Annotated in this window: 12 protein-coding genes; 5 read left to right on the top strand and 7 right to left on the bottom strand. The window is 72.1% G+C overall.

What is annotated here, in order from left to right; translation table 11 throughout:
* Nucleotides 1-553 precede the first annotated feature (553 nt).
* Nucleotides 554-3,838, top strand: a complete 3,285-nt coding sequence (locus tag SZN_RS20735; RefSeq protein ID WP_043732087.1) for a GH92 family glycosyl hydrolase — start codon at nt 554-556, stop codon at nt 3,836-3,838.
* Nucleotides 3,839-3,897: 59 nt separating this feature from the next.
* On the opposite strand, the gene SZN_RS20740 is transcribed toward SZN_RS20735, so the two are convergent.
* From SZN_RS20740 to SZN_RS20760, 5 genes are all read right to left on the bottom strand, one after another.
* Nucleotides 3,898-4,917 (bottom strand): LacI family DNA-binding transcriptional regulator, encoded by a 1,020-nt coding sequence (locus SZN_RS20740; protein ID WP_007498209.1) that lies wholly within the window; start codon nt 4,915-4,917, stop codon nt 3,898-3,900.
* 41 nt (nt 4,918-4,958) lie between these two features.
* The gene (yicI, locus tag SZN_RS20745) at nt 4,959-7,235 is read right to left on the bottom strand and encodes an alpha-xylosidase (protein WP_007498210.1); all 2,277 of its coding nucleotides are present in this window, start codon (nt 7,233-7,235) and stop codon (nt 4,959-4,961) included.
* A 226-nt stretch (nt 7,236-7,461) separates the two neighbouring features.
* Nucleotides 7,462-8,247, bottom strand: a complete 786-nt coding sequence (locus tag SZN_RS20750; RefSeq protein WP_050815100.1) for a carbohydrate ABC transporter permease — start codon at nt 8,245-8,247, stop codon at nt 7,462-7,464.
* Between the two features lie 32 nt (nt 8,248-8,279).
* Complete coding sequence (locus SZN_RS20755) at nt 8,280-9,182, bottom strand: carbohydrate ABC transporter permease (protein WP_007498214.1); 903 nt, start codon at nt 9,180-9,182, stop codon at nt 8,280-8,282.
* On the bottom strand, nt 9,179-10,474 hold the full coding sequence (locus SZN_RS20760; protein WP_208865829.1) for an ABC transporter substrate-binding protein: 1,296 nt from the start codon (nt 10,472-10,474) through the stop codon (nt 9,179-9,181). Before SZN_RS20760 ends, SZN_RS20755 begins: the two co-directional genes overlap by 4 nt.
* Before the next feature lie 595 nt (nt 10,475-11,069).
* On the opposite strand from SZN_RS20760, the gene SZN_RS20765 reads away from it, so the two are divergent.
* Nucleotides 11,070-11,717, top strand: coding sequence for a hypothetical protein (locus SZN_RS20765; protein ID WP_139063565.1), 648 nt, complete (start codon nt 11,070-11,072; stop codon nt 11,715-11,717).
* A gap of 396 nt (nt 11,718-12,113) precedes the next feature.
* On the opposite strand, the gene SZN_RS20770 is transcribed toward SZN_RS20765, so the two are convergent.
* Nucleotides 12,114-12,878 (bottom strand): TetR/AcrR family transcriptional regulator, encoded by a 765-nt coding sequence (locus SZN_RS20770; protein ID WP_007498220.1) that lies wholly within the window; start codon nt 12,876-12,878, stop codon nt 12,114-12,116.
* Nucleotides 12,879-13,150: 272 nt separating this feature from the next.
* Here SZN_RS20770 and SZN_RS20775 point away from each other — a divergent pair, with 272 nt between their 5' ends.
* A complete protein-coding gene (locus SZN_RS20775) occupies nt 13,151-15,391 on the top strand; it encodes an MMPL family transporter (protein WP_007498222.1) in 2,241 nt (746 codons plus the stop codon).
* Nucleotides 15,392-15,632: 241 nt separating this feature from the next.
* Here the strand turns inward: SZN_RS20775 and SZN_RS20780 are convergent, their stop codons facing one another.
* The gene (locus SZN_RS20780; RefSeq protein WP_007498224.1) at nt 15,633-16,403 is read right to left on the bottom strand and encodes a methyltransferase domain-containing protein; all 771 of its coding nucleotides are present in this window, start codon (nt 16,401-16,403) and stop codon (nt 15,633-15,635) included.
* A 353-nt stretch (nt 16,404-16,756) separates the two neighbouring features.
* Between SZN_RS20780 and SZN_RS20785 the strand changes: the two genes are divergently transcribed.
* On the top strand, nt 16,757-17,545 hold the full coding sequence (locus SZN_RS20785) for an SAM-dependent methyltransferase (protein ID WP_007498226.1): 789 nt from the start codon (nt 16,757-16,759) through the stop codon (nt 17,543-17,545).
* A gap of 897 nt (nt 17,546-18,442) precedes the next feature.
* On the top strand, nt 18,443-19,921 hold the full coding sequence (locus SZN_RS20790; protein WP_043732084.1) for a sugar transferase: 1,479 nt from the start codon (nt 18,443-18,445) through the stop codon (nt 19,919-19,921).
* Nucleotides 19,922-19,949 lie beyond the last annotated feature (28 nt).

The raw sequence follows: 19,949 nt of genomic DNA on the forward strand, positions 1-19,949 counted from the left end.
GGACCGGACATGCCGCACGAGAGCCAGGGGGCTCCGCCGCGGGGCGTCCCCGGCGGAGCCCCCTGGCTCTCGTGCGGCATGTCCGGTCCGCGGTCGGCGCTCCGGGCGGCGCCGCGGCGAACGCGGGCTCCGCGTCACGCCGCTCCGGACCGCGGCCGGCTGCGCTGAGCGTCTTCACGCCACGGGGCACCGGGCCGGTCGCGGCGCTCAGGGCCTACCGCGGCGCCCCGACCAGGGCTTCGGCCCCGGAGGGGCGGACGGACCGTACGGACCGGACGTCCTTGTCCGCGGCCCGGCGCGCGCAAACCATTGACAACGATGTCAGGTGCATGGTCTAGTCCGTTCCGTCCGGCCGGGTGCCACCGGCTCGCGCCGCGGCAGCCCGCCCCGCGCCGTCGCATGCCCGCACCCGGCCCGCTCCGCCCCCGTCCGGACGCCCCCGACCCGAGCAGCGCGCAAGAGGCCGGCCGAACACGGCCGCCCTGTACGTCACTTGGAGATCGCCTCTCCTGCCGTGCACCGCATGAGGGGTGAGGAACAGGAGACCGCCTCCATGCTCAGATCCCTGCACCGGCTGCGCCACCGCGCGGCGGCCGTGCTCACGGCACTGCTCGTCGCCGGCGGTGCCCTGGGTCCGGCGCCGGCCGCCGCCCGGGGCGCCGCGGACCCCGGCCGGCTCACCTCTCTGGTCAACCCGTTCATCGGCACCCAGAACTCCGGCAACACCTTCCCCGGCGCGAGCGCCCCCTTCGGCATGGTCCAGGTCAGCCCGGACACCGGCGGCCAGGGAGGGTACGACTACCAGCAGAACAAGATCCTCGGATTCAGCCAGACGCACCTGTCCGGGGTCGGCTGCTCCGTGATGGGCGAACTGCCGCTCATGCCGACGACCGGGGCCGTCGACAGCGTCGACGCCGACGACTACCGCTCGACGTTCTCGCACGACGACGAGGAGGCCGAACCCGGTTACTACCGCGTCGGGTTGAAGACGTACGGGATCAACGCGGAGCTGACCGCCACGCCCCGCACCGGATGGCAGCGCTACACCTTCCCCGCCACCGGCAGCGCCAACGTCATGTTCAACACGGGCCGGGCGAACCAGAAGGTGTTCGACTCGCAGGTCCGGGTCGTCGGCGACCGTACGGTGGAGGGCCGGATCGAGGCGGGCAACTTCTGCGCGGGCAAGGACCGGCACACCCTCTACTTCACCGCGACCTTCGACCGGCCGTTCACCACGGGCGGCACCTGGCGCGGGGACACCCCGTCCCCCGGTGGGCGCGAGGCGTCCGGCGCGGGCGGCAACGGCGCGTGGGTGACCTTCGACGCCGGCACCGACCGTGACGTCGTCGTGAAGGTGGGTCTCTCCTACACGAGCGTCGAGGGCGCCCGCAAGAACCTCCGGGCGGAGACCGGTGATTCCTACGACTTCGACGCCACCCGCGCCGCGCTGCGCTCCACCTGGGAGCAGAGACTCGGCGCGGTCCGGATCGAGGGCGGCCCGCCCGAACGGCAGCGCGCCTTCTACACCGCCCTCTACCATGCCCAGTTGCACCCGAACCTCGCAGGGGACGTCGACGGCCGGTACGCGGGCTTCGACGGCCGGACGCGGGTGGCCTCGGGCTACACGCCGTACCAGAACCTGTCGCTGTGGGACACCTACCGGCCGCAGAACCAACTGCTGCAGATGCTCCAGCCGAAGGTCGCCCGCGACGTCTCCCTCTCGGTGCTCGCGATCGGGCGGGACGGCGGCTGGCTGCCGCGCTGGTCCCTCGCCAACAGCGAGACCAACATCATGACCGGTGATCCCGTCACCCCGTTCCTGGTCGAGGCGTGGTCCAAGGGCCTGCTCGCGGGATACGAGCGGGAGGCGTACGCGCTGCTGCGCAGGAACGCGACGCGCACACCGCCCGCCGACTCCCCCTTCAACGGCCGTGCGGGGGTGGTCCCTTACCAGGAGCGCGGCTACATACCCAGTGGGCTTCAGCTGGGCAGGGACTGCGCGGACAAGGGCGGCGACAACGACTGCCGCCAGCCGGCCTCGGCGACACTGGAGTACGCGCTGGCCGACGCGTCGCTGGCGCTGATGGCCAGGGGGCTGGGACGCCGGGCGGACGCCCGGCTGTTCGCCTCGCGCGGGCAGTACTACCGCAACCTGTGGGACTCCTCGATCGGGCAGTTCCGGCCCCGCACGACCGAGGGCACCTGGCTCACACCGTACGACCCGGTCGCGGCGGGCCACCAGTTCCACGAGGGCGGCGCCTACCAGTACCAGTGGCTGGCGCCCCAGGACCCCGCCGGGCTCGTCTCCCTCATGGGCGGCAGACGCGCCGCCGAGAAACGGCTCGACGCCTTCTTCGCCTACGACGGACTCCTCACCGACCCCGCGAGGACCGCCCGCGAGGACTGGATCGCGGCGCCCTACGACTACTACGGCAAACCCACCTACAACCCCAACAACGAGCCCGATCTGCACGCCCCGTACATGTATCTGTGGGCGGGCGCGCCCGCGAAGACGGCCACCGTCGTCCGGGCGGCGATGACGCTCTTCACCGACGGGCCCGACGGCATGACGGGCAACGACGACCTGGGCACCATGTCCGCCTGGTACGTCTTCTCCTCGCTCGGCCTGTACCCGACGACCAGCGGCGGCGACTTCCTCGCCGTGTCCAGCCCGCAGTTCCCGCGGGCCACCCTCCGCATCGGCGCCTGGGGCCGGGAGCAGGGCGGCACCCTGACCGTCGCGGCCCCCGGCACCAGCGACAGCCGGCGCTATGTGCAGAGCGCCTCGTTCAACGGGCGTGACCTGCGCGCCACTTGGCTGGACTGGGACGCCGTCGCCCGGGGCGGTGACCTCGCCTTCCGGACGGGCGACGAGCCGAGCGCCTGGGGAACCCGCAGGGCCGACCAGCCCCCGTCCGCGGGCCGCGCACCGGCCGACTCCCGCCGCAGCCTCGACGCCTCGCTGCGCACCGGCTCCGACGTCGTGCCGACGTCCGGCGAACCGCAGCGCGTCCGGCTGCGGTGGGACGTGCTGGGGCAGTCACCGGGCAGCATGAGGGTGACGACGACGGCGCGCACCCCCGAGGGCTGGAGCGCGAGGACGCCGAAGCCCTTCACCCTCGCCTCCGGCCGCCTTCCCCTCCAGCGGACCCGGACGGTGGAGGTCACGGTGCCGGCCGGCACCGGGCCGGGCTCGTACACCGTGCGTCTCACGGCCGCCGCGAAGGGCGTCGCACCCGTGGAGCGCACCGCGACCGTCGAGGTCCGCACGGCGGCCCGCTGCGCGGTGAACGCGGGCCGGCAGTGCGCGGTGGACCTCAGGGGCGAGGCGAACCACGACGGGACCGCCACGGTCGCGGCCTCCGGCGAGGGCGACTTCGACGGGGGCGGGTGGAGTTACGACGGCGCCCTGCTCCCGGCGGCGGGCCCGGTCACCTGGGGCGGCGTCACCTACGCCGCCCCCGAACCGGCGGGCGGGGCCGCGAACTTCGTCGAGGCCCGCGGCCAGTCGGCGCTGCTGCCGGAGGGCTCCTACGGAAGTCTGCGTCTGGTCGCCGCGTCCCACCACGGCCCGGTCACCACCGCCCTCACCGTCCGCTACACCGACGGCAGCACGGACGAACTGCCGGTGACCGTGGGCGACTGGGCCGGTGCGGCGCCCCAAGGCAGCACCGTGGCACTGGAGATGCCGCACCGGATCAAACGCGGGCAGGGCGTCGACGGCCCGCCGGTGCGCCTGTTCGGCTCCTCCGTGACGCTCGACGCGACCAAGACGGTCCGCTCCCTCAGCCTGCGCAACGACCCGCGCGTCCAGGTGTACGCCCTCACGCTCACCTGACGCGGGGCGGTACGGAATCCCGCCCCGGGGAGCCGTGTTCCACGGCTCCCCGGGGCTTGTCACGGTGTTCCGGACGGCGGTGGGGCGGTCGTGATCCGGGGGGTCAGGGCGGCGGGGAGCACGGTGGTCTCCGGGACGTCGTCGCGGCCGGCGAGTTTGGCCATCAGGAGTTCCACCGCGCGGGTGCCGATCTCGGACGAGGGGATCGAGACGGACGTGATGGGCACCGCCGCCTGCTCCGCCGTCTCGTCGGGACAGATCGCGGCCACCGACACGTCCTCCGGCACCCGCAGCCCCATGGCCTGGAAGGCGGCGATCAGGGGCTGGGTGATGGGCTCGTTGTGGATGACGACCCCGGACAGTCCCGGCTGCTCGTGCAGCAGTTGCTCGGCCATGGCCCGCGCCGCCGCCGGTGTCTCCGGGCAGGGGTGCACGGACGCGCTCAGGCCCAGCCGGCCGGCGGCGGCCGTGAACCCGGCGGCCACCCGGCGCGCGAAGCCGGTTCCGCGGACGTACACCTCGGGGGGTGAGCCCACGAGGGCCAGGGTGCGGTGGCCGAGTGCGGCGAGGTGCTCCACGCACGCCTCGCCGGCGCCCGCGAAGTCCAGGTCGACGCAGGTCAGTCCGGCGGGCTCGGAGGGGAAGCCGATCAGCACGCACGGCCGGTCCAGGGTGCGCAGCAGCGGCAGCCGCCGGTCCTCCATCTCGACGTCCATGACGACGAAGGCGTCCGCCATGGCGCTGCGGGCGACCCGCTCGATGCCCTCCTCGCCCTCGTTCTGGGTGAGGAGGAGGACGTCGTGGTCGTGCTCGCGCGCGGCCGTCAGGACGGAGGTGACGAACTGCATGACGACGGGCAGGTGGATGCCCTTGCGCAGGGGCAGGACCAGGCCGATCACCTGCGACCTGCCGTTGGCCAGGGACCGGGCGCCCGCGTGCGGCCGGTAGCCCAGTTCACGGATGCTGTCCTCGATGCGCCGCCGTGTCTCCGGCGAGATCGGCCGCTTGCCGCTGAGGGCGTAGCTGACGGTGCTGGGCGACACGTTGGCGTGCCGGGCGACATCAGTGATCTTGACCATGCGCCTACTTTCCCCGATCTGCCCGCCCCGCGGAACCTTCCTCATGGGCCCGCGAGTCCCAGGGTGAGGACGGCGGTTCCGGCCGCGGCGCGCGCGCAGGGGCCGCCGGCGACGTCCACGCCCCACGGCAGGGAGGCGTCGGAGGTCTCGGCCCGCAGCACGGGGCCCTCGCGTGAGACGGTGATCTCGGCCGCGGCCGTGCCGTCCCCGCGGGGGATCCGCACGGTGGTCCGGGAGCCGTCCGCCGGCTCGAAGACCCGGACGGTCACGTCGTCCGCCCACACGGAGTCGGGGCGGTCGTCGGCCGCGCCGACCGGGATCGCCGAGCCGGGCCGGGCCAGCAGCGGGAGGCTGAGGTGGTCGTGGGTCTCGCGCACCCAGCGGGGGCCGGTGACCCTCGCGCCGGTCGTGAAGTGGGTCCAGGTGCCCTCCGGGACGTAGTACGACACCTCGCCGTCCTCGGAGAACACGGGCGCGACGAGGAGGTCCCCGCCGAGCATGTACTGGCGTTCCAGCGGCGCGCAGGCCGGGTCGTCGGGGAACTCCAGGACCATGGCCCGCATCATCGGCACGCCCTCGGTGTGGGCCTGGTGGGCGGCGTCGTAGAGGTAGGGCATGAGGCGCAGCTTGAGGCGGGTGAAGTGGCGCAGGACGTCGACGGCCTCCTCGTCGAAGAGCCAGGGCACGCGGTAGGAGGAGGAGCCGTGCAGGCGGCTGTGCGAGGAGAGCATGCCGAAGGCGGTCCAGCGTTTGAACAGTCCGGCGTCCGGGAGTCCTTCGAAGCCGCCGATGTCGTGGCTCCAGTAGCCGAAGCCGGTGAGGCCCAGGGAGAGTCCGCCGCGCAGGGACTCGGCCATGGACTCGTAGGTGGACTCGCAGTCGCCGCCCCAGTGCACGGGGAACTGCTGGCCGCCGGCCGTGGCGGAGCGGGCGAAGAGCACCGCCTCGCCCTCGCCGCGGTGCTTGCGCAGGACGTCGAAGACCGTCTGGTTGTAGAGCTGCGTGTAGTAGTTGTGCATGCGCTCCGGGTCGGAGCCGTCGGACCAGGCGACGTCGGTGGGGACGCGTTCGCCGAAGTCCGTCTTGAAGCAGTCGACGCCCATGTCGAGGAGGGCTTCGAGCTTGGCGGCGTACCAGGCGCGGGCGTCGGGGCTGGTGAAGTCGACGAGAGCCATGCCGGGTTGCCACAGGTCCCACTGCCACACGCCGCCGTCCGGGCGCCTCAGGAGGTGTCCTGCGGCCCTGCCCTCGGCGAACAGCGGGGAGCGCTGGGCGATGTAGGGGTTGATCCACACGCAGATGTGCAGGCCGCGCTCCTTGAGGCGGCGCAGCATCCCCTCGGGGTCGGGGAAGACGCGCGGATCCCACTCGAAGTCGCACCAGTTGAACTCGCGCATCCAGAAGCAGTCGAAGTGGAAGGCCGACAGGGGCAGTTCGCGCGCGGCCATCCCCTCGACGAAGCCGGTGACGGTCTGTTCGTCGTAGGAGGTGGTGAAGGAGGTGGTCAGCCACAGGCCGAACGACCAGGCGGGCGGGAGCGCGGGCCGGCCGGTGAGCGCGGTGTACTTGCGCAGGACGTCCTTCGGCGTGGGGCCGTGGATGACGTAGTACTGCAACTGCTGGCGCTCGGCGCTGAACTGGACGCGCGAGACCTGTTCGGAGGCGACCTCGAAGGAGACCCGGCCGGGGTCGTCGACGAAGACGCCGTAGCCTGCGTCGGTGAGGTAGAACGGGACGTTCTTGTACGACTGTTCGCTGCTGGTGCCGCCGTCGGCGTTCCAGATGTCGACGCTCTGGCCGTTCCTGACCAGCGGGCCGAAGCGTTCGCCGAGTCCGTAGACGGACGTGCCGACGTTCAGCCGGAGCTGCTCTCTGATGTGGTGCTCGCCTTCGGCCGTCTCCATCAGCGCCATGGCCTTGACGTCGCTGCTGGTCAGGGTGCGTTCGCCGGCCCGGAACTCCATCCGCCACCCGCCGTCGAGGCGGAAGCGGACGCTGAGGTCGCCGGAGGTGAGGACCGCGTGCCGCTCGTCGACGCTCACGTCGGGCCCGTGCGGCTCGTGGTGGAGCGCGAAGTGCGGTCCGGTCTCGACGCCGCCCTCGAAGTGGGAGATGCGCACACCGATGACGCCGGGCATCGGAGCGGTGCAGTCGATGGTGAGGAGGGGGCCCTTGAGCAGGTCGCCCCGGTGCCGGATGTGCTGGGTGGGTGCGTGTACCCGCAGGGTTCCGGGGCCGGGGACGGCATCGAGGACCTCGGCCGGATACGCCGCCCTGACTCCTTCGCGCAGCAGCCAGTACCCGTCGGTGAACTTCATGGTCGGTGCCTTTCCCGGTGGGCGGCCACCGGCGTGCTCGGTACGTGTGGGAGGCGGAGCGGTCGCGGGGCGTCGGTGGGCGGGAGCCGCCGGCCGGGGCCCGCGGGTGCGGTGGGCCGGGCGCGGGCACGCGGGGCCGGGAGCAGGTGCGGCGCGCCGGGGTCCGGTGCGGCGCACGGGTGCAAGTGCGGTGCGCCGGGCGCCCGTTCGGCGGGTCGGGCGTGGATCACTTCACGGCGCCGACGGCGATGCCCCGGGTCAGGGTGCGCTGGAAGAGCAGGAAGAAGACGAGGGCGGGCAGGGCGCCCAGCAGGCCGGCCGCGTTGGTCATCGTCGCGTCCATCAGGCGCTGGCCCTGGAGGACGCCGAGCGCCACGGAGACGGTCTGGTTGTCGTTCGACGGCAGCATGACCAGGGGCAGCAGGAACTCGTTCCAGGTCCAGATGAAGAAGAACACCAGCAGCACGCCCAGCGTCGGGCGGCTGACCGGGACCACCATGCGCCACAGGATCTGCCAGGTGCCCGCGCCGTCGATCCTGGCGGCCTCGATGATCTCCTTCGGGAAGGCCGCGAGCACCGAGGACAGCAGGTACGTGCCGAAGGCGGCCTGCACGACGCTGAAGACGATGACGAGGCTCAGCCTGGTGTCGTACAGCCCCACCTGCTTGGACAGGTAGTACAGCGGGTAGACCAGGGCCTCCTGGGGCAGCACGTTGGCCAGGACGAAGAAGGCGAGGAAGTACGCCTTGCCCCTGATCCTCCCGATGCCGATCGCGTACGCGTTGAACAGCGAGAGCAGGACCCCGAACACCGCGACGGAGCCGGAGATCACGAGCGAGTTCAGCAGGGTGTTGCCGAAGTCGACCCGGGTCCAGAAGTCCGTCAGGCCGTTCAGGTAGAGGCCGCGGGGCAGCGACAGCGGGCCGTTGGCCGAGTACTCGGCGGGCGACTTCAGCGCGTTGACGAGCACGATCAGGAGCGGCAGGACCATGAAGGCCGCGCCGAGGATCATCGCCGTCAGCACCGGAAAGCGCTTGAGCGCGTTCACTGTGCGGCCTCCGATCGGGTCTGGAAGCGCAGTCCGATCGTGGTCAGCGCGAGGATGATGAGGGTGAGGACGGTCGCGATGGCCGAGCCGTAGCCGACGTCGGTCTTCTCGAAGAACGTCGAGAAGGAGAAGTAGGACGGCACGATGGTGGCGTCGGCGGGGCCGCCCTTGGTGAGGACGTAGACCGCGCCGAAGACCTTCAGGGCCGCGATGGTGCACCAGAGCATCACCACGTGGATCTCGGGGCGGATCTGAGGCAGCGTCACGTGCCAGAAGCGCTGCCACCAGTTCGCGCCGTCGAGTTCGGCCGCCTCGTGGAGCGAGGGATCGGCCCGCTGGAGTCCCGCCATGAAGATGACGACGGGAAAGCCCAGTTGCACCCAGACCATGACGGCCATCACGCTGTAGAGCGCGAACTTCGGGTCGCCCAGCCAGTCCTGCTGGAGCGATCCCAGGCCGACCGCCTTCAGCAGTTCGTTGAGCGAGCCGTTCTCGGGGGCGAGGATCCAGCTCCAGACGATGCCCGCGACGGTGATGGGCAGGACCTGGGGCAGGTAGAAGCAGGCGCGCAGCACACTGGCCAGCCTCGATCCGAAGTGCTGGGCGATGTAGTCGAAGAGCGCGGCGGCCACCACCAGGCCGACGGCGGTGGGGATCACCGCCATCGCCAGGACCATGGACACGCTGTGCTGGAAGGACTCCCAGAACCGCGAGTCCTTCATCAGCGCCCGGTAGTTCGCGAGCCCCGTCCAGGTGGGCGAGCCGACGCCCTGCCAGCGCGTGAAGCTGACGTAGACGTTCATCGCGAACGGCACGATCACGACGGCCAGGAAGGCGAGGACACCCGGGATCAGGTACAGCGCGTAGGGGTTGCGCAGCCTCAGGGGTCGGGCACTCATGACGTGGGCGCACCCGCGTCGTACGCCTTCTGCAGTTCGTCGAGGACGGCCTCGGGGCTCGCGCTGCCGGTGATCAGCTTCTGGGTGGCAGAGACCAGCACGTCGTAGAAGCCGGGGACCGGCCAGTCCGGGTAGAAGGCGAGTCCGTCCTGGGACGAGACCTTGTTGAAGTTCTCGATCAGCTCCTTGGAGCTGGGGTCCGTGATCGCCGAGGGTTCGGCCGCGACGGGCACGCCGCCGTTGTTGCCGAGCGTGTTCTGGATGCCCTTCTTCATCGTGATGTCGATGAAGTCGTAGGCCAGTTGCTTGTTCTTGGCGTTCTTCGGGACGACCCACAGGTTGCCGCCGGAGCCGAGGGTCATCTTGGAGCCGGGGAAGAGGAACGAGCCCCACTTGAACTTGTTCTCGTCGCGGAAGCGGCCGTACCACCAGCTGCCCGAGAAGAAGATCGGGGACTTGCCGCTGATGAAGGAGACGCCGGCGTCCTCGGCCTTGGCGCCGCTGCTCGTCTTCGCGATGTAGCCCTTCTTCACCCAGTCCGAGAGGGTGTTGGCGGCGTACGTCCAGGCGGGGTCGCGGAAGTCGGCCTTGCCCTTGTAGAGCTCGAAGGCGTCGACCCAGCCGCGGTCCGCCTTGGTCAGGGCGAGCTGGTACAGGTACTGGTGGGCCGGGTACTCGGCGCCGCCGTTGGCGAGCGGGGTGATGCCCTTGGCCTTGAAGGCGGCGAGGGCCTGCTCGAACTCGGCGAACGTGGAGGGGACTTGGACGCCGTTCTTCGCGAAGAGGTCCTTGTTGTAGTAGACCATCGTGTACTCGCCGAAGTTCGGGACGCCGTACCAGTTGCCGGAGCCCATGACGCCCCGGGCGTCGTAGCGGCTGGTGGTGGTGACGCTCGGGCTGAGCAGCTTGTCCCAGCCGTACTTGGTGACCTGCGGCGTGAGGTCGGTGAGCAGGCCCTGCTTGGCCAGCAGTCCGGCCGTGGCGTTGCCCTTGTTGTACTCCATGACGTCAGGGGCGTTGCCGGAGTTGAGCACCATCGAGGCGGTCTTCTGGATCTGCTCGAAGCCCTTCGCCTCGAACTCGACCTTGACGCCCGGGTGGGTCTTCTTGAACTCCTTGATCGCCTGGTCCCAGGCGACGCCCATGGCGCTGTTGGGGGCTTCGTAGTGCCAGAGCTTCAGCGTCTTGCCGTCGCCCTGCGCACCGCCGTCCGAGCTCCCGCACGACGTGATGAGCAAGGCGCCCACCATGGCAGCTGCTGTCAGAGTCAGCGGTCTGCGCACCTTCGACATTGAAGTGACCTCCACCTGGGCCGGACGGGACGAAACGCGCCGTCGAATCGATTCGACATGAGCGCGTCGAAGCGCTTCGACGGAGGACCGTATGCAGCGGGGCCCGCTACGTCAATGGCGTTCACACATCATCCGGCGGCCATCTGCGGGCGATCTCACGGCAGGGCGGAGCGTGCACGGCGAAGTCCCGGTGAGGGGGTTGGGCGGCTCGCGGCGCGAGCGGCACGCCGAGGTCACCGGACGCCTCAGGCGCCACGGGGGCCGCCGCCGCAGGCACGGAACGGTAACAAAGCGACAATCGGATGTAGTCGACCGACTGCGCACCGTAGCATCTCAGTCTCCGGGGCTCGGTGTCCGAAGTCCCGCGGGGGCAGGGGGCGTTGTGACATTCCGTTCGGGGGCGCGCGTGCGGTTCGCCCGTGTGGCGAGAGCCTGCGTGTGCGTGGGGGTACTCGGAGGAGCACTGCTGACCGGCTGTTCGGACGGCGGGTCGCCCGGCGGTGGAGCGTCGCGGAGCCCGTCCGTCACCGCGGCGGAGCAGTCGGCACCGTCGCCCACGGCCACCGGGTCCGCCTCCGAGCCGACCCGGTCGGCGGTGGCCGAGACCGGGGGGCCGCCGTCCTCGGCCGCCGAGGACGACACCGCGCCGGGCGGGCCGGACGGCGCCTCCGCGCTGTGGGGGAAGCAGTACAGCGGGACGGCGAAGGTCACCGTCGACGTGTACGACTACTGCAGCGCCGACGGTTCACGGCAGTTCGCGGGCACCAGGACGTACTCCATGGATGCCACGCTGGACCTCGGAAGCCCGCGCACCGGCGGAGGCGCGACCGAGTCCAACCCGTTCTCCCTGCTCCTCGCGGTGGGTCAGCCCTCGCAGACGGGCGCGGTGTCGTTCCAGTCGTCGGCCGTCGCCGTCACCTCGGGCCAGGACCTGGCGGGCAACCCGCGCGACCCGAACCTGCTGCTCACGTACTGGCAGTTGGAGTGGAACGAGGGCAACCTGAGCGGACGGCTCAGCGACCCCAACTCCCAGCAGGCCGTCACCCTGAACCTGCTCAACTGGCCCCGGCTCGTCGTGGCCTGCCGTTCCGACCTCGGTGAACTGCCGGGCGGATTCCCGCGTGCCGTGGCCGAGGGCACGACGCTCGACGGAGACCTCGACGGCAGCAGCGCGTCCCTGACGGCGCGCGGCAGCACCGGCGACGGCCAGGTGGAGTTCCGCTTCGAGTTCACGGGTTCCTGACCCTACTTCACGGATTCCTGCCCATACGGGTCTTTCGGACGCGCGGGGGGGTGGAGGCCCTTGGCCGGGGGCGCGGGTGACGCGGGTGACGCGGGTGACGCGGGTGACGCGGGTGACGCGGGTGACGCGGCACAGTAGACGCGCCCGGCACGACGGCGCCGAAGGCTGGTCCGGGGCGCGGGCTTGAGGGGAGGCGGCGGGCACCGCAGTCGTCCTGGAGGGTGGCCGCCCGGCCGACGCGGTGGTCCGACTGCCTCGCAGTGCGGGGGCCGACCCGTAGGGAGGATCACGGCGGAGCGTCCCTCCTGGCCGTGTCGCGGCACACTGTCGCGCGGGCGGTCCCGGCGCACGGGGTGATCTCGTGGAGGCGGTGGGAGGTTGAGGGGCCCGGTGCCTTCAGGGCTCGTCCGTCCCTCCCCCGGGCCGCGCGGGGATGCGGCGGTGGACGTCCTCCAGGAGGCGGCGCATCGCGCTGTCGAAGAGTTCGGCCTGGTGCTCGCCGAGGAACGCGGTGTGCCCGAACGTCTCCAGGACGACCATGCCGTGCATGTGTCCCCACGCTCCGAGGAGGAGTGCGGTCGCCGGGGGCGGCAGGGCCTGCGGGTCGTGCGCGGAGAGGAGTTCCAGGTGTGCGCTCAGGCCGGGCGAGAGCAACCCGGCGTCGGTGGCGGTCAGCTGGGCCGTGGTGAAGCCGTCGAACATCTCGCGCGCGAAGGCGTCGCTGATGCGCCGCATCGCGCGGGTGGTGGGGCCCTCGGGAGGTGCCGCGTAGTGGCGCAGCGGTGCGCCGTAGAGGAGTTGGAACCGCTCCCGGTGGGTGACGGCCCAGCGGCGGTAGCCCGCGGTGGCGGTCAGGAACCGCGCCTCGGCCGGTTCGTGCGCCGCCGCGTCGGTGGCCGCCGTCACGGCGTCGGCAAGGTCGTCGTACGCCTTGGCGACGAGGACCGTGATGAGGGCGTCCCGGTTCGGGAAGTAGTGGTAGAGGGCCTGCACGGTCATGCCGAGGTCCCGGGCGACCGCGCGCAGGGACAGGGCGTGCAGCCCGTGCCCGGCGAGGTGGCGCTCCGCGGCGTCCACGATCTCCCGGACGGCCACGGCCCGGCGCCGCTCCCGCAGGGAGAGGGGGGACCCGGGGGCCGGCGCACAGGCGTCCGCGGACATGCGGCACTCCTCGACTGGTGAGCGGAGGCGGCCTCCTCGCTCGCCCCGATTGCCTTGAGACTAGCGGCTGTTCGGCAAAACTGACAGTGTCAGATAAATCTCCTTCTACTAAACAGGGCGACGGCTCACTAGCGTCGTTCCCGGCGACGACGGGCGCGGCGCCGCCCCTCCCGGCCCGGCCGGGAGACTTCCGCGGCGGATCGCGCCGGCCGGGCGCGCCGCACCCCCTCCCCGCATTCCACCTCGCAGAAGGTTCTGAAGGAGATCACCTCGTGTTCGAACGCATGTCCGATCTAGCGATTCGCCGGTCCCGGCTCGTCCTGGTCGTCGCCGCCCTGGCCGTGGCCCTGATGGGCGTGATGGGTGCGGGCGCCTTCGACAAGCTGCTCGGCGGCGGCTTCGACGACCCCTCGTCCGACTCCACCCGCGCGGCAGCGGTCGTCGACGAGAAGTTCGGCGGCGGCACCAACCTCGTCCTGCTGGTCCGCCCCTCGGACGGCCGCGCCGACGCGCCCGCCGCCCGCGCGAGCGGCAGCGCCCTCGTCGCCGACCTCAGGAAGGAGAAGCGGCTCGGCAACGTCGTCTCCTACTGGGAGACGAACAGCCCCGACCTGCTCTCCGGGGACGGCCGCGAGGCCATGGTGCTCGCCAATGTGCGCGGCGACACCACGCAGCAGCGCGAGAACGCCCGCGCCGTCCTCGACACCTACGGCGGCACCTACGAGGGCGGCCTCACCGTACGGGCCGGAGGGGGCGCCGCGGTCGGTGCCGACCTGTCCCAGCAGGTGGTCGACGACCTGATCCTCGCCGAGGCGATCGCCGTACCGCTGACCCTCGTCCTGCTCCTGTTCGTCTTCGGCAGCGTGGTGGCGGCCCTGCTGCCGCTGGCCATCGCGGTCATCGCCATCATCGGCTCGTTCGCGCAGCTGTATCTGCTCGGCAGCGTCACCGAGGTCGCCGACACCGCGACCAACCTCACCACCGCCCTCGGGCTCGGACTGGGCATCGACTACGCCCTGTTGATGGTCAGCCGCTTCCGCGAGCAGCTCGCCGCCGGGGCGGGCGTGGACGAGGCCGTGCGGCGCACGGTCCACACCGCGGGCCGCACGGTCGCCTTCTCGGCCGCGACGGTGGCCGCGGCGCTGGCGGCGCTGCTGGTGTTCCCGCAGTACTTCCTGCGCTCGTTCGGCTTCGCCGGGGTCGGCGTCGTCGCCATCGCCGCCCTGAGCACCCTGTTCGTGATGCCGGCCCTGCTCAAGGTCCTGGGCCACCGCGTCAACAGCGGACGGCTGCCGTGGGCCCTGCCTAAGGGCGCCGACAGCCGGGGGCCGCTGTGGGGACGGCTGGCCCGCACCGTCATGCGCCGCCCCGCGCTCACGGCGCTCCCGGTGCTCGCCGTCCTCCTGCTCGCCGCGAGTCCCCTGCTCGGCATCACCTTCGGCACGCCGGACGAGCGGGTCCTGCCCGAGGACGCCCAGAGCCGGCAGGTCGCGCAGGTGCTGCGGGACGACTTCGGCGGCAGCCAGGACTCGGCGCTCGACATCGCCATCGAACAGCCCGTGGCCCAGGGCCCGTTGGCGGCCTACGCCGGACGGCTTGCCGCGCTCGGCGGCGTGGAGCGCGTCGAGACGAGCGCGGGGACCCACACCCGGGGCCGGTCCGCGCCGGCCGGTCCGGCCGACCCCGCGCTCGGTCGTCCCGACGCGCAGCGCGTCCGGGTGGTGAGCACGCTGACGCCCAAGTCGGACGCCGCGCAGGAACTGGTCGCGCAGGTACGGTCCGTCACCCCGCCGCCCGGCACGGACCCGCTGGTCGGAGGCACCGACGCGGTACTCGTCGACGCCAAGTCGTCCATCGCCGACCGGCTCCCCCTGGCCGTCGCCCTGGTCGTCCTGACCACCTTCGTCCTGCTCTTCCTGTTCACCGGAAGCGTCGTCCAGCCGCTGCGCGCCCTGCTCCTCAACCTGGTCAGCCTGGGAGCCACCCTCGGCGTGATGACCTGGATCTTCCAGGACGGCGCCCTGTCCTCGGTGCTCGGCTTCACCCCCCAGCCGATGGAAGTCGCCATGACGGTGCTGATGTTCTGCATCGCCTTCGGCCTGTCCATGGACTACGAGGTCTTCGTCACCAGCCGCATCAAGGAACTCCACGACCAGGGCGCCGACGACGAGAGCGCCGTCGTCGACGGGCTCGGGCACACCGGGCGCATCGTCAGCGCCGCCGCGTTCCTGCTCGCCGTCAGCTTCTTCGCCTTCGGCACCGCCCAGCTCAGCTTCATGCAGATGTTCGGGCTCGGCAGCGGACTCGCCGTGCTCCTGGACGCCCTCGCCGTACGCGGCGTCCTCGTCCCCGCCGCCATGCGGCTCCTGGGCCGCACGGCCTGGTACGCGCCCGGCTTCCTCCGCCGGTTCCACGCGCGCCACGGGCTCAGCGAGGGCGGCCCCGAACCGCTCGCCGCACCGGGAGCCGCCGGCGCGTCGCGCGCGGCGGCCGAGCACACGACCAAGGTCTGAGCGGGGCCGGACACGCGGTGTCCGGCGGGCCGCGGCGGGGCCGAACGCCCCCCGCCGCGGCCCGCCGGCGCACACGCGTGTCACACGCGGCCCGCGTACGGGCGCGGCAGCCCCCGCGGAGCCGGTCGGCCGCACCGGGCCGTACCGAGCCGCACCAGGCCGGACCGGGCCGCACCAGGCCGGATCGCAACGGGGACGAGGCCGGTGCACGGCACCTACGCCGTCAGCACGTCCGCGGGCGTCAGGCGGTCTTCCTGAAGACGAGCACCTCGGTGGAGGCGACGCCCATCGGGGCCTGGAAGGCGGCCTCCAGTGCGCAGCCGAGGGTCGCGAAGAGGTCCACGCAGGTCCGGCGGGGCATGGCGGCCGGGTAGGAGTCGTGCCCGGCGCCGCCCTTGGTCGCCCAGACACCCACCGCGGCCGGGTCCAGGCAGGTCTCCGTCAGCACGTCGAACACGATCCGGCCGCCGGGGCGCGTGACGCGGGCCATCTCGAAGAAGTACCGGGCGGACTGGAGGAAGGTGACGGTGTTGAACACCTTGTGGGCCTGCACGAGATCGACGCGGGCGTCGGCCGTCGGGGCGAGGCTGCACCCCTCGGCCGGCTGCGCGACGACGCCGAACGTGTCCACCAGGTAGGCGGCCCACGGCGCCGCGGTCTCGTAGATCTCGTAGCGGTCGGGGGAACACTCCTGGAGGGTCCTCTCCAGATACCGTCCGGACCCCGGGCCGATCTCCAGCACGGTGCGCGGCGCGGCGGCGTACACGCCGTGCTCGCGCAGCGCGTCGATGGTGGAGCGGGTGGCGCCGGGCGTGCCGTTCATGACCTCGTCGATGTAGTCGCCGACCGACAGACCGGCCGCGCGCGCGGCCCTCATCGTGGGCTCGAACGGGATGAAGTCGTCCACCCCGCCCTGGACCCTGGTGCTGCGCACGATGTCGAAGCCGGCGCGTCCCAGGAGCCGCTTGACCCCCGCCTTCAGAACCGGCTTTCCCCTCGCTGCTACGTTCATCTGACGTCCCCCCGAGTCGGAAGATCACGGATGCGGGCGCGCCCCGTCGCGCCGGCGGTCCCCGCCGCGCGGTCGGCCGCCCGACCGCGCACGGGCGCGCACGGGCGCGCACGGGATGCCGAGGCGTCCGGCACGGCCTGCTCCCCCAGGACCGGACGCGTCCACGACCGACGTCCATGATGCACCAGTACCTCTCGGTCCAACACCGTTGCGCCGCTTCCCGTCGCCCGCCGGGCCGGTGCCCGCGACGCGGTGTCCTCGGTCGCCCCGGGCCCAAGTACGGTTGTACGCACGGAAGATGGCCGACGCGAGTACGATGATCACGTATTCCCCACCGGCGCGGAGGAGTTGCCATGACGACCGATGCACAGCCGCCCCCGTCCATCGACACCAGCAGGGCGCACCCCGCGCGGGTCTACGACTGGCTGCTGGGCGGCAAGGACAACTACCCCGTGGACGAGGCGGTCGGTGAGCGGCTGCCCCCGGAGGCGCGGGACGGGGCCCGGCAGAACCGCCAGTTCATGCACCGCGCGGCGGCGTGGCTCGCCGCGCAGGGGATCGATCAGTTCCTGGACATAGGCACCGGCATCCCCACCGAGCCCAATCTCCACCAGATCGTGCAGAACGTCGTGCCGTCGGCCAGGGTGGTCTACGCCGACAACGACCCGATCGTCCTGCGGCACGCCGAGGCGCTGCTGGTCAGCCGCCCGCAGGGGGCCACGGAGTACATCCAGGCCGATGTGCGCGAGGCGGACTCCATCGTCCGGCGCGCCCGTCACGTCCTGGACTTCGAGCGGCCGGTCGCGCTGTCCCTCATCGCCCTGATGCACTTCATCACCGATGAGCAGGACGCCCACGGCATCGTGCGCGGCCTGGTCGAGACGCTGCCGTCGGGCAGCTATCTGATCCTGTCGCACGCCTCGTCCGACCTGTTCCCCGAGCTGTCCGACGCGGTCGTCGCCGAGTACGCCAAGGGCGGTATCAAGCTCGCCTTCCGCCCGCGTCCGGAGGTGGAGCGCTTCTTCGACGGACTCGACCTGGTGCCGCCGGGTCTGGTGACCGCCACGGACTGGTCCGCCGCGGGACCGGCCCCGGTCTCCGAGGAGAGCGGCATCTACGCGGGCGTGGCCCGCATCCGCTGAAGCGGCGACGCCGTGCGCGTCGGACCGGCGGCCCGGGAGGGGCCGCACGCCGCCGGGCGCGCAAAGCGCCTTCCTGTGCGGCGAGTTCGTGTCCGACGGGTTCGCGTGCGGGGCGAAGGGCCTGCCGGCCGCCCGGCGGGCCCTTCGCGCTGTCCGGCCCCGGCCCCCGTATCCCCGCCCCCGTCGCGGCTGCCCTGACAGGCGTCGGCCGGCCCGGTTCGCGCGGTGCCGGGCACCGCGTGCTTTCACGCCAACTTCCCCTCTCCTGCGGGGCCTTCGGCTGTCGCGCAGGGCGGTCCGATCCGGCCACGACCCCGGCAGGCGGCGTTCGGTGGCGCCGGGCGGCGCACGTGCCGTCGCCGCCGCCCTGAGGCCGTGGGGGCGCTCGCGGGGCGATTCCCCCGAGGCACACGATGCCGCCATCGCGTCTGCGGGCCGAGGGCGCCGACCGCGGGGGCCCTGACGCAAAATTTGAACACGCGTTGCACACACACTCTCTACACAGCGCCGCGCATGGTCTAGATTGACCGTGCTTCAGCCGTTCGGACATGGGGTGATTCATGAGGATCTATACGTCCGGCGTCATCTAAAGCCAGCGATTACGGCCTCCCCGGGTGGTGGGGGGGGTCATCACACCTCGGGGTCCGGCACGGACGCGGGTGGTGCGGGGAGCATCCGCGGCTTCGGCGGATCCGGGGTGTCTTCAGAGCCTGACAGGGCGTGTCCGCCCGTGGGCGTCGGGCTCGTCGTTCGACCGGTCCCGGAACGACCGGGGTGCCAGGCGGAGGGCGGGGGCCTTCCGGGGGGAGGAACGTCGGCGCGGCAGGCCGGACCCTGCCCGCGCGAGGAACGGTGTGAGGGGAACACGTCGAACCACTGGGGACCTGGGGGGGTTCTGTGCGGCAAGGGGGATTGGCGAGCCCGTTTCCGTCGGAGCGAGGACGCGTGGCGAACGGAGCGGCCGGCCGGCCCGTGACCGGCTGGGAGCAGCGGTACTGCCGTGCCGTGATCATCAGCGACACCGTGGCCACCGGCCTCGTGGTGGGGTCGATCGGCAACTTCTTCGGGGCCCGTGACGCGGCCAACTGGCATGAGAAGTGGGGCATTCTCGCGTTCGGCACCGAAGTGCTGGTGCTGGGCGCGCTGGCGGTGAGCCGGTCCTGGGCGCCGGCCGTGCTCGGCCAGGGGGCCGAGGAGTTCCGCCGCCTCGGACGCTCGCTGTTCGCGGCGACCGTCGTCCTGGCGCTCGGCGGGATCGCCCTGACCTCGCGCAACATCAAGCTCTGGATCTTCGTCGCGATCCCGGCGATCGCACTCGTCACGATGACGGCGCGCTATGTGCTGCGGCTGTGGCTGCACCGGCAGCGGGGGGAAGGGCAGTGCCTGCGGCCGGTCCTCGCCGCCGGGAGCCCGGACACCGTGCGCGATCTGATCGCCCGGACCCGCAGGTTCCCGCACATCGGCTGGCGGGTGGAGGCGGTGTGCACGCCGGACGGCCGCGGGACCGACGGTGACGAGGTGGACGGCGTACCGGTCGTCGGCGAGCTGGCGGACGTCGCCAAGCACGTGCGCCACGACGGCTACCGCGTCGTCGCGGTCACCCCGGACGCGCACTGGTCGCCGCACCGGCTCCAGCGGCTGGCCTGGAACCTGGAGGGCAGCGACGCGGAGATGGTCGTCGCGCCCGTGCTGATGGAGGTGGCCGGGCCGCGGCTGCACGTCGACGCGGTGCTCGGGATTCCGCTGCTGCGGGTCAGCATGCCGACCTTCACCGGGGGCCGCCGGGCCGTCAAGGAGGTCGTCGACCGGGTCGGCGCCACCCTGTTGCTGGTGCTGCTCGCACCGCTCATGGTGCTGGTCGCGCTGCTCGTGCTGGCGGACAGCCGCGGCGGGGTGCTCTACCGCCAGCGCCGGGTCGGCAAGGACGGCCGCGAGTTCACCATCCTCAAGTTCCGCACCATGGTCGCCGGGGCCCACGGGGCCCGCGCGTCGCTCGCCTCGCGCAACGAGGGCGCGGGGCTGCTGTTCAAGCTGCGCAGTGATCCGCGGGTGACGCGGGTGGGCGCGGTGCTGCGCCGGTACTCGCTCGACGAGCTCCCGCAGCTGTTCAACGTGGTCACCGGAGCGATGTCGCTCGTGGGGCCGCGGCCCCCGCTGCCGGAGGAGTGCGCCGCCTACGGCCCGGACATCCGGCGGCGGCTGCTGGTCAAGCCGGGTCTGACCGGGCTGTGGCAGATCAACGGGCGCAGCGACCTGCCGTGGGAGGAGGCGGTCCGCCTCGACCTGCGCTACGTGGAGGACTGGTCGCTCGCCCTGGACACGGTGATCCTGTGGAAGACGCTGCGGGCGGTGCTGCACGGCCAGGGGGCCTACTGATGCGCGCGGGTCGTCCGGCCGGCGCGCG

It is taken from the genome of Streptomyces zinciresistens K42 (assembly GCF_000225525.1).
GTDB classification, from domain to species: Bacteria; Actinomycetota; Actinomycetes; order Streptomycetales; family Streptomycetaceae; genus Streptomyces; species Streptomyces zinciresistens.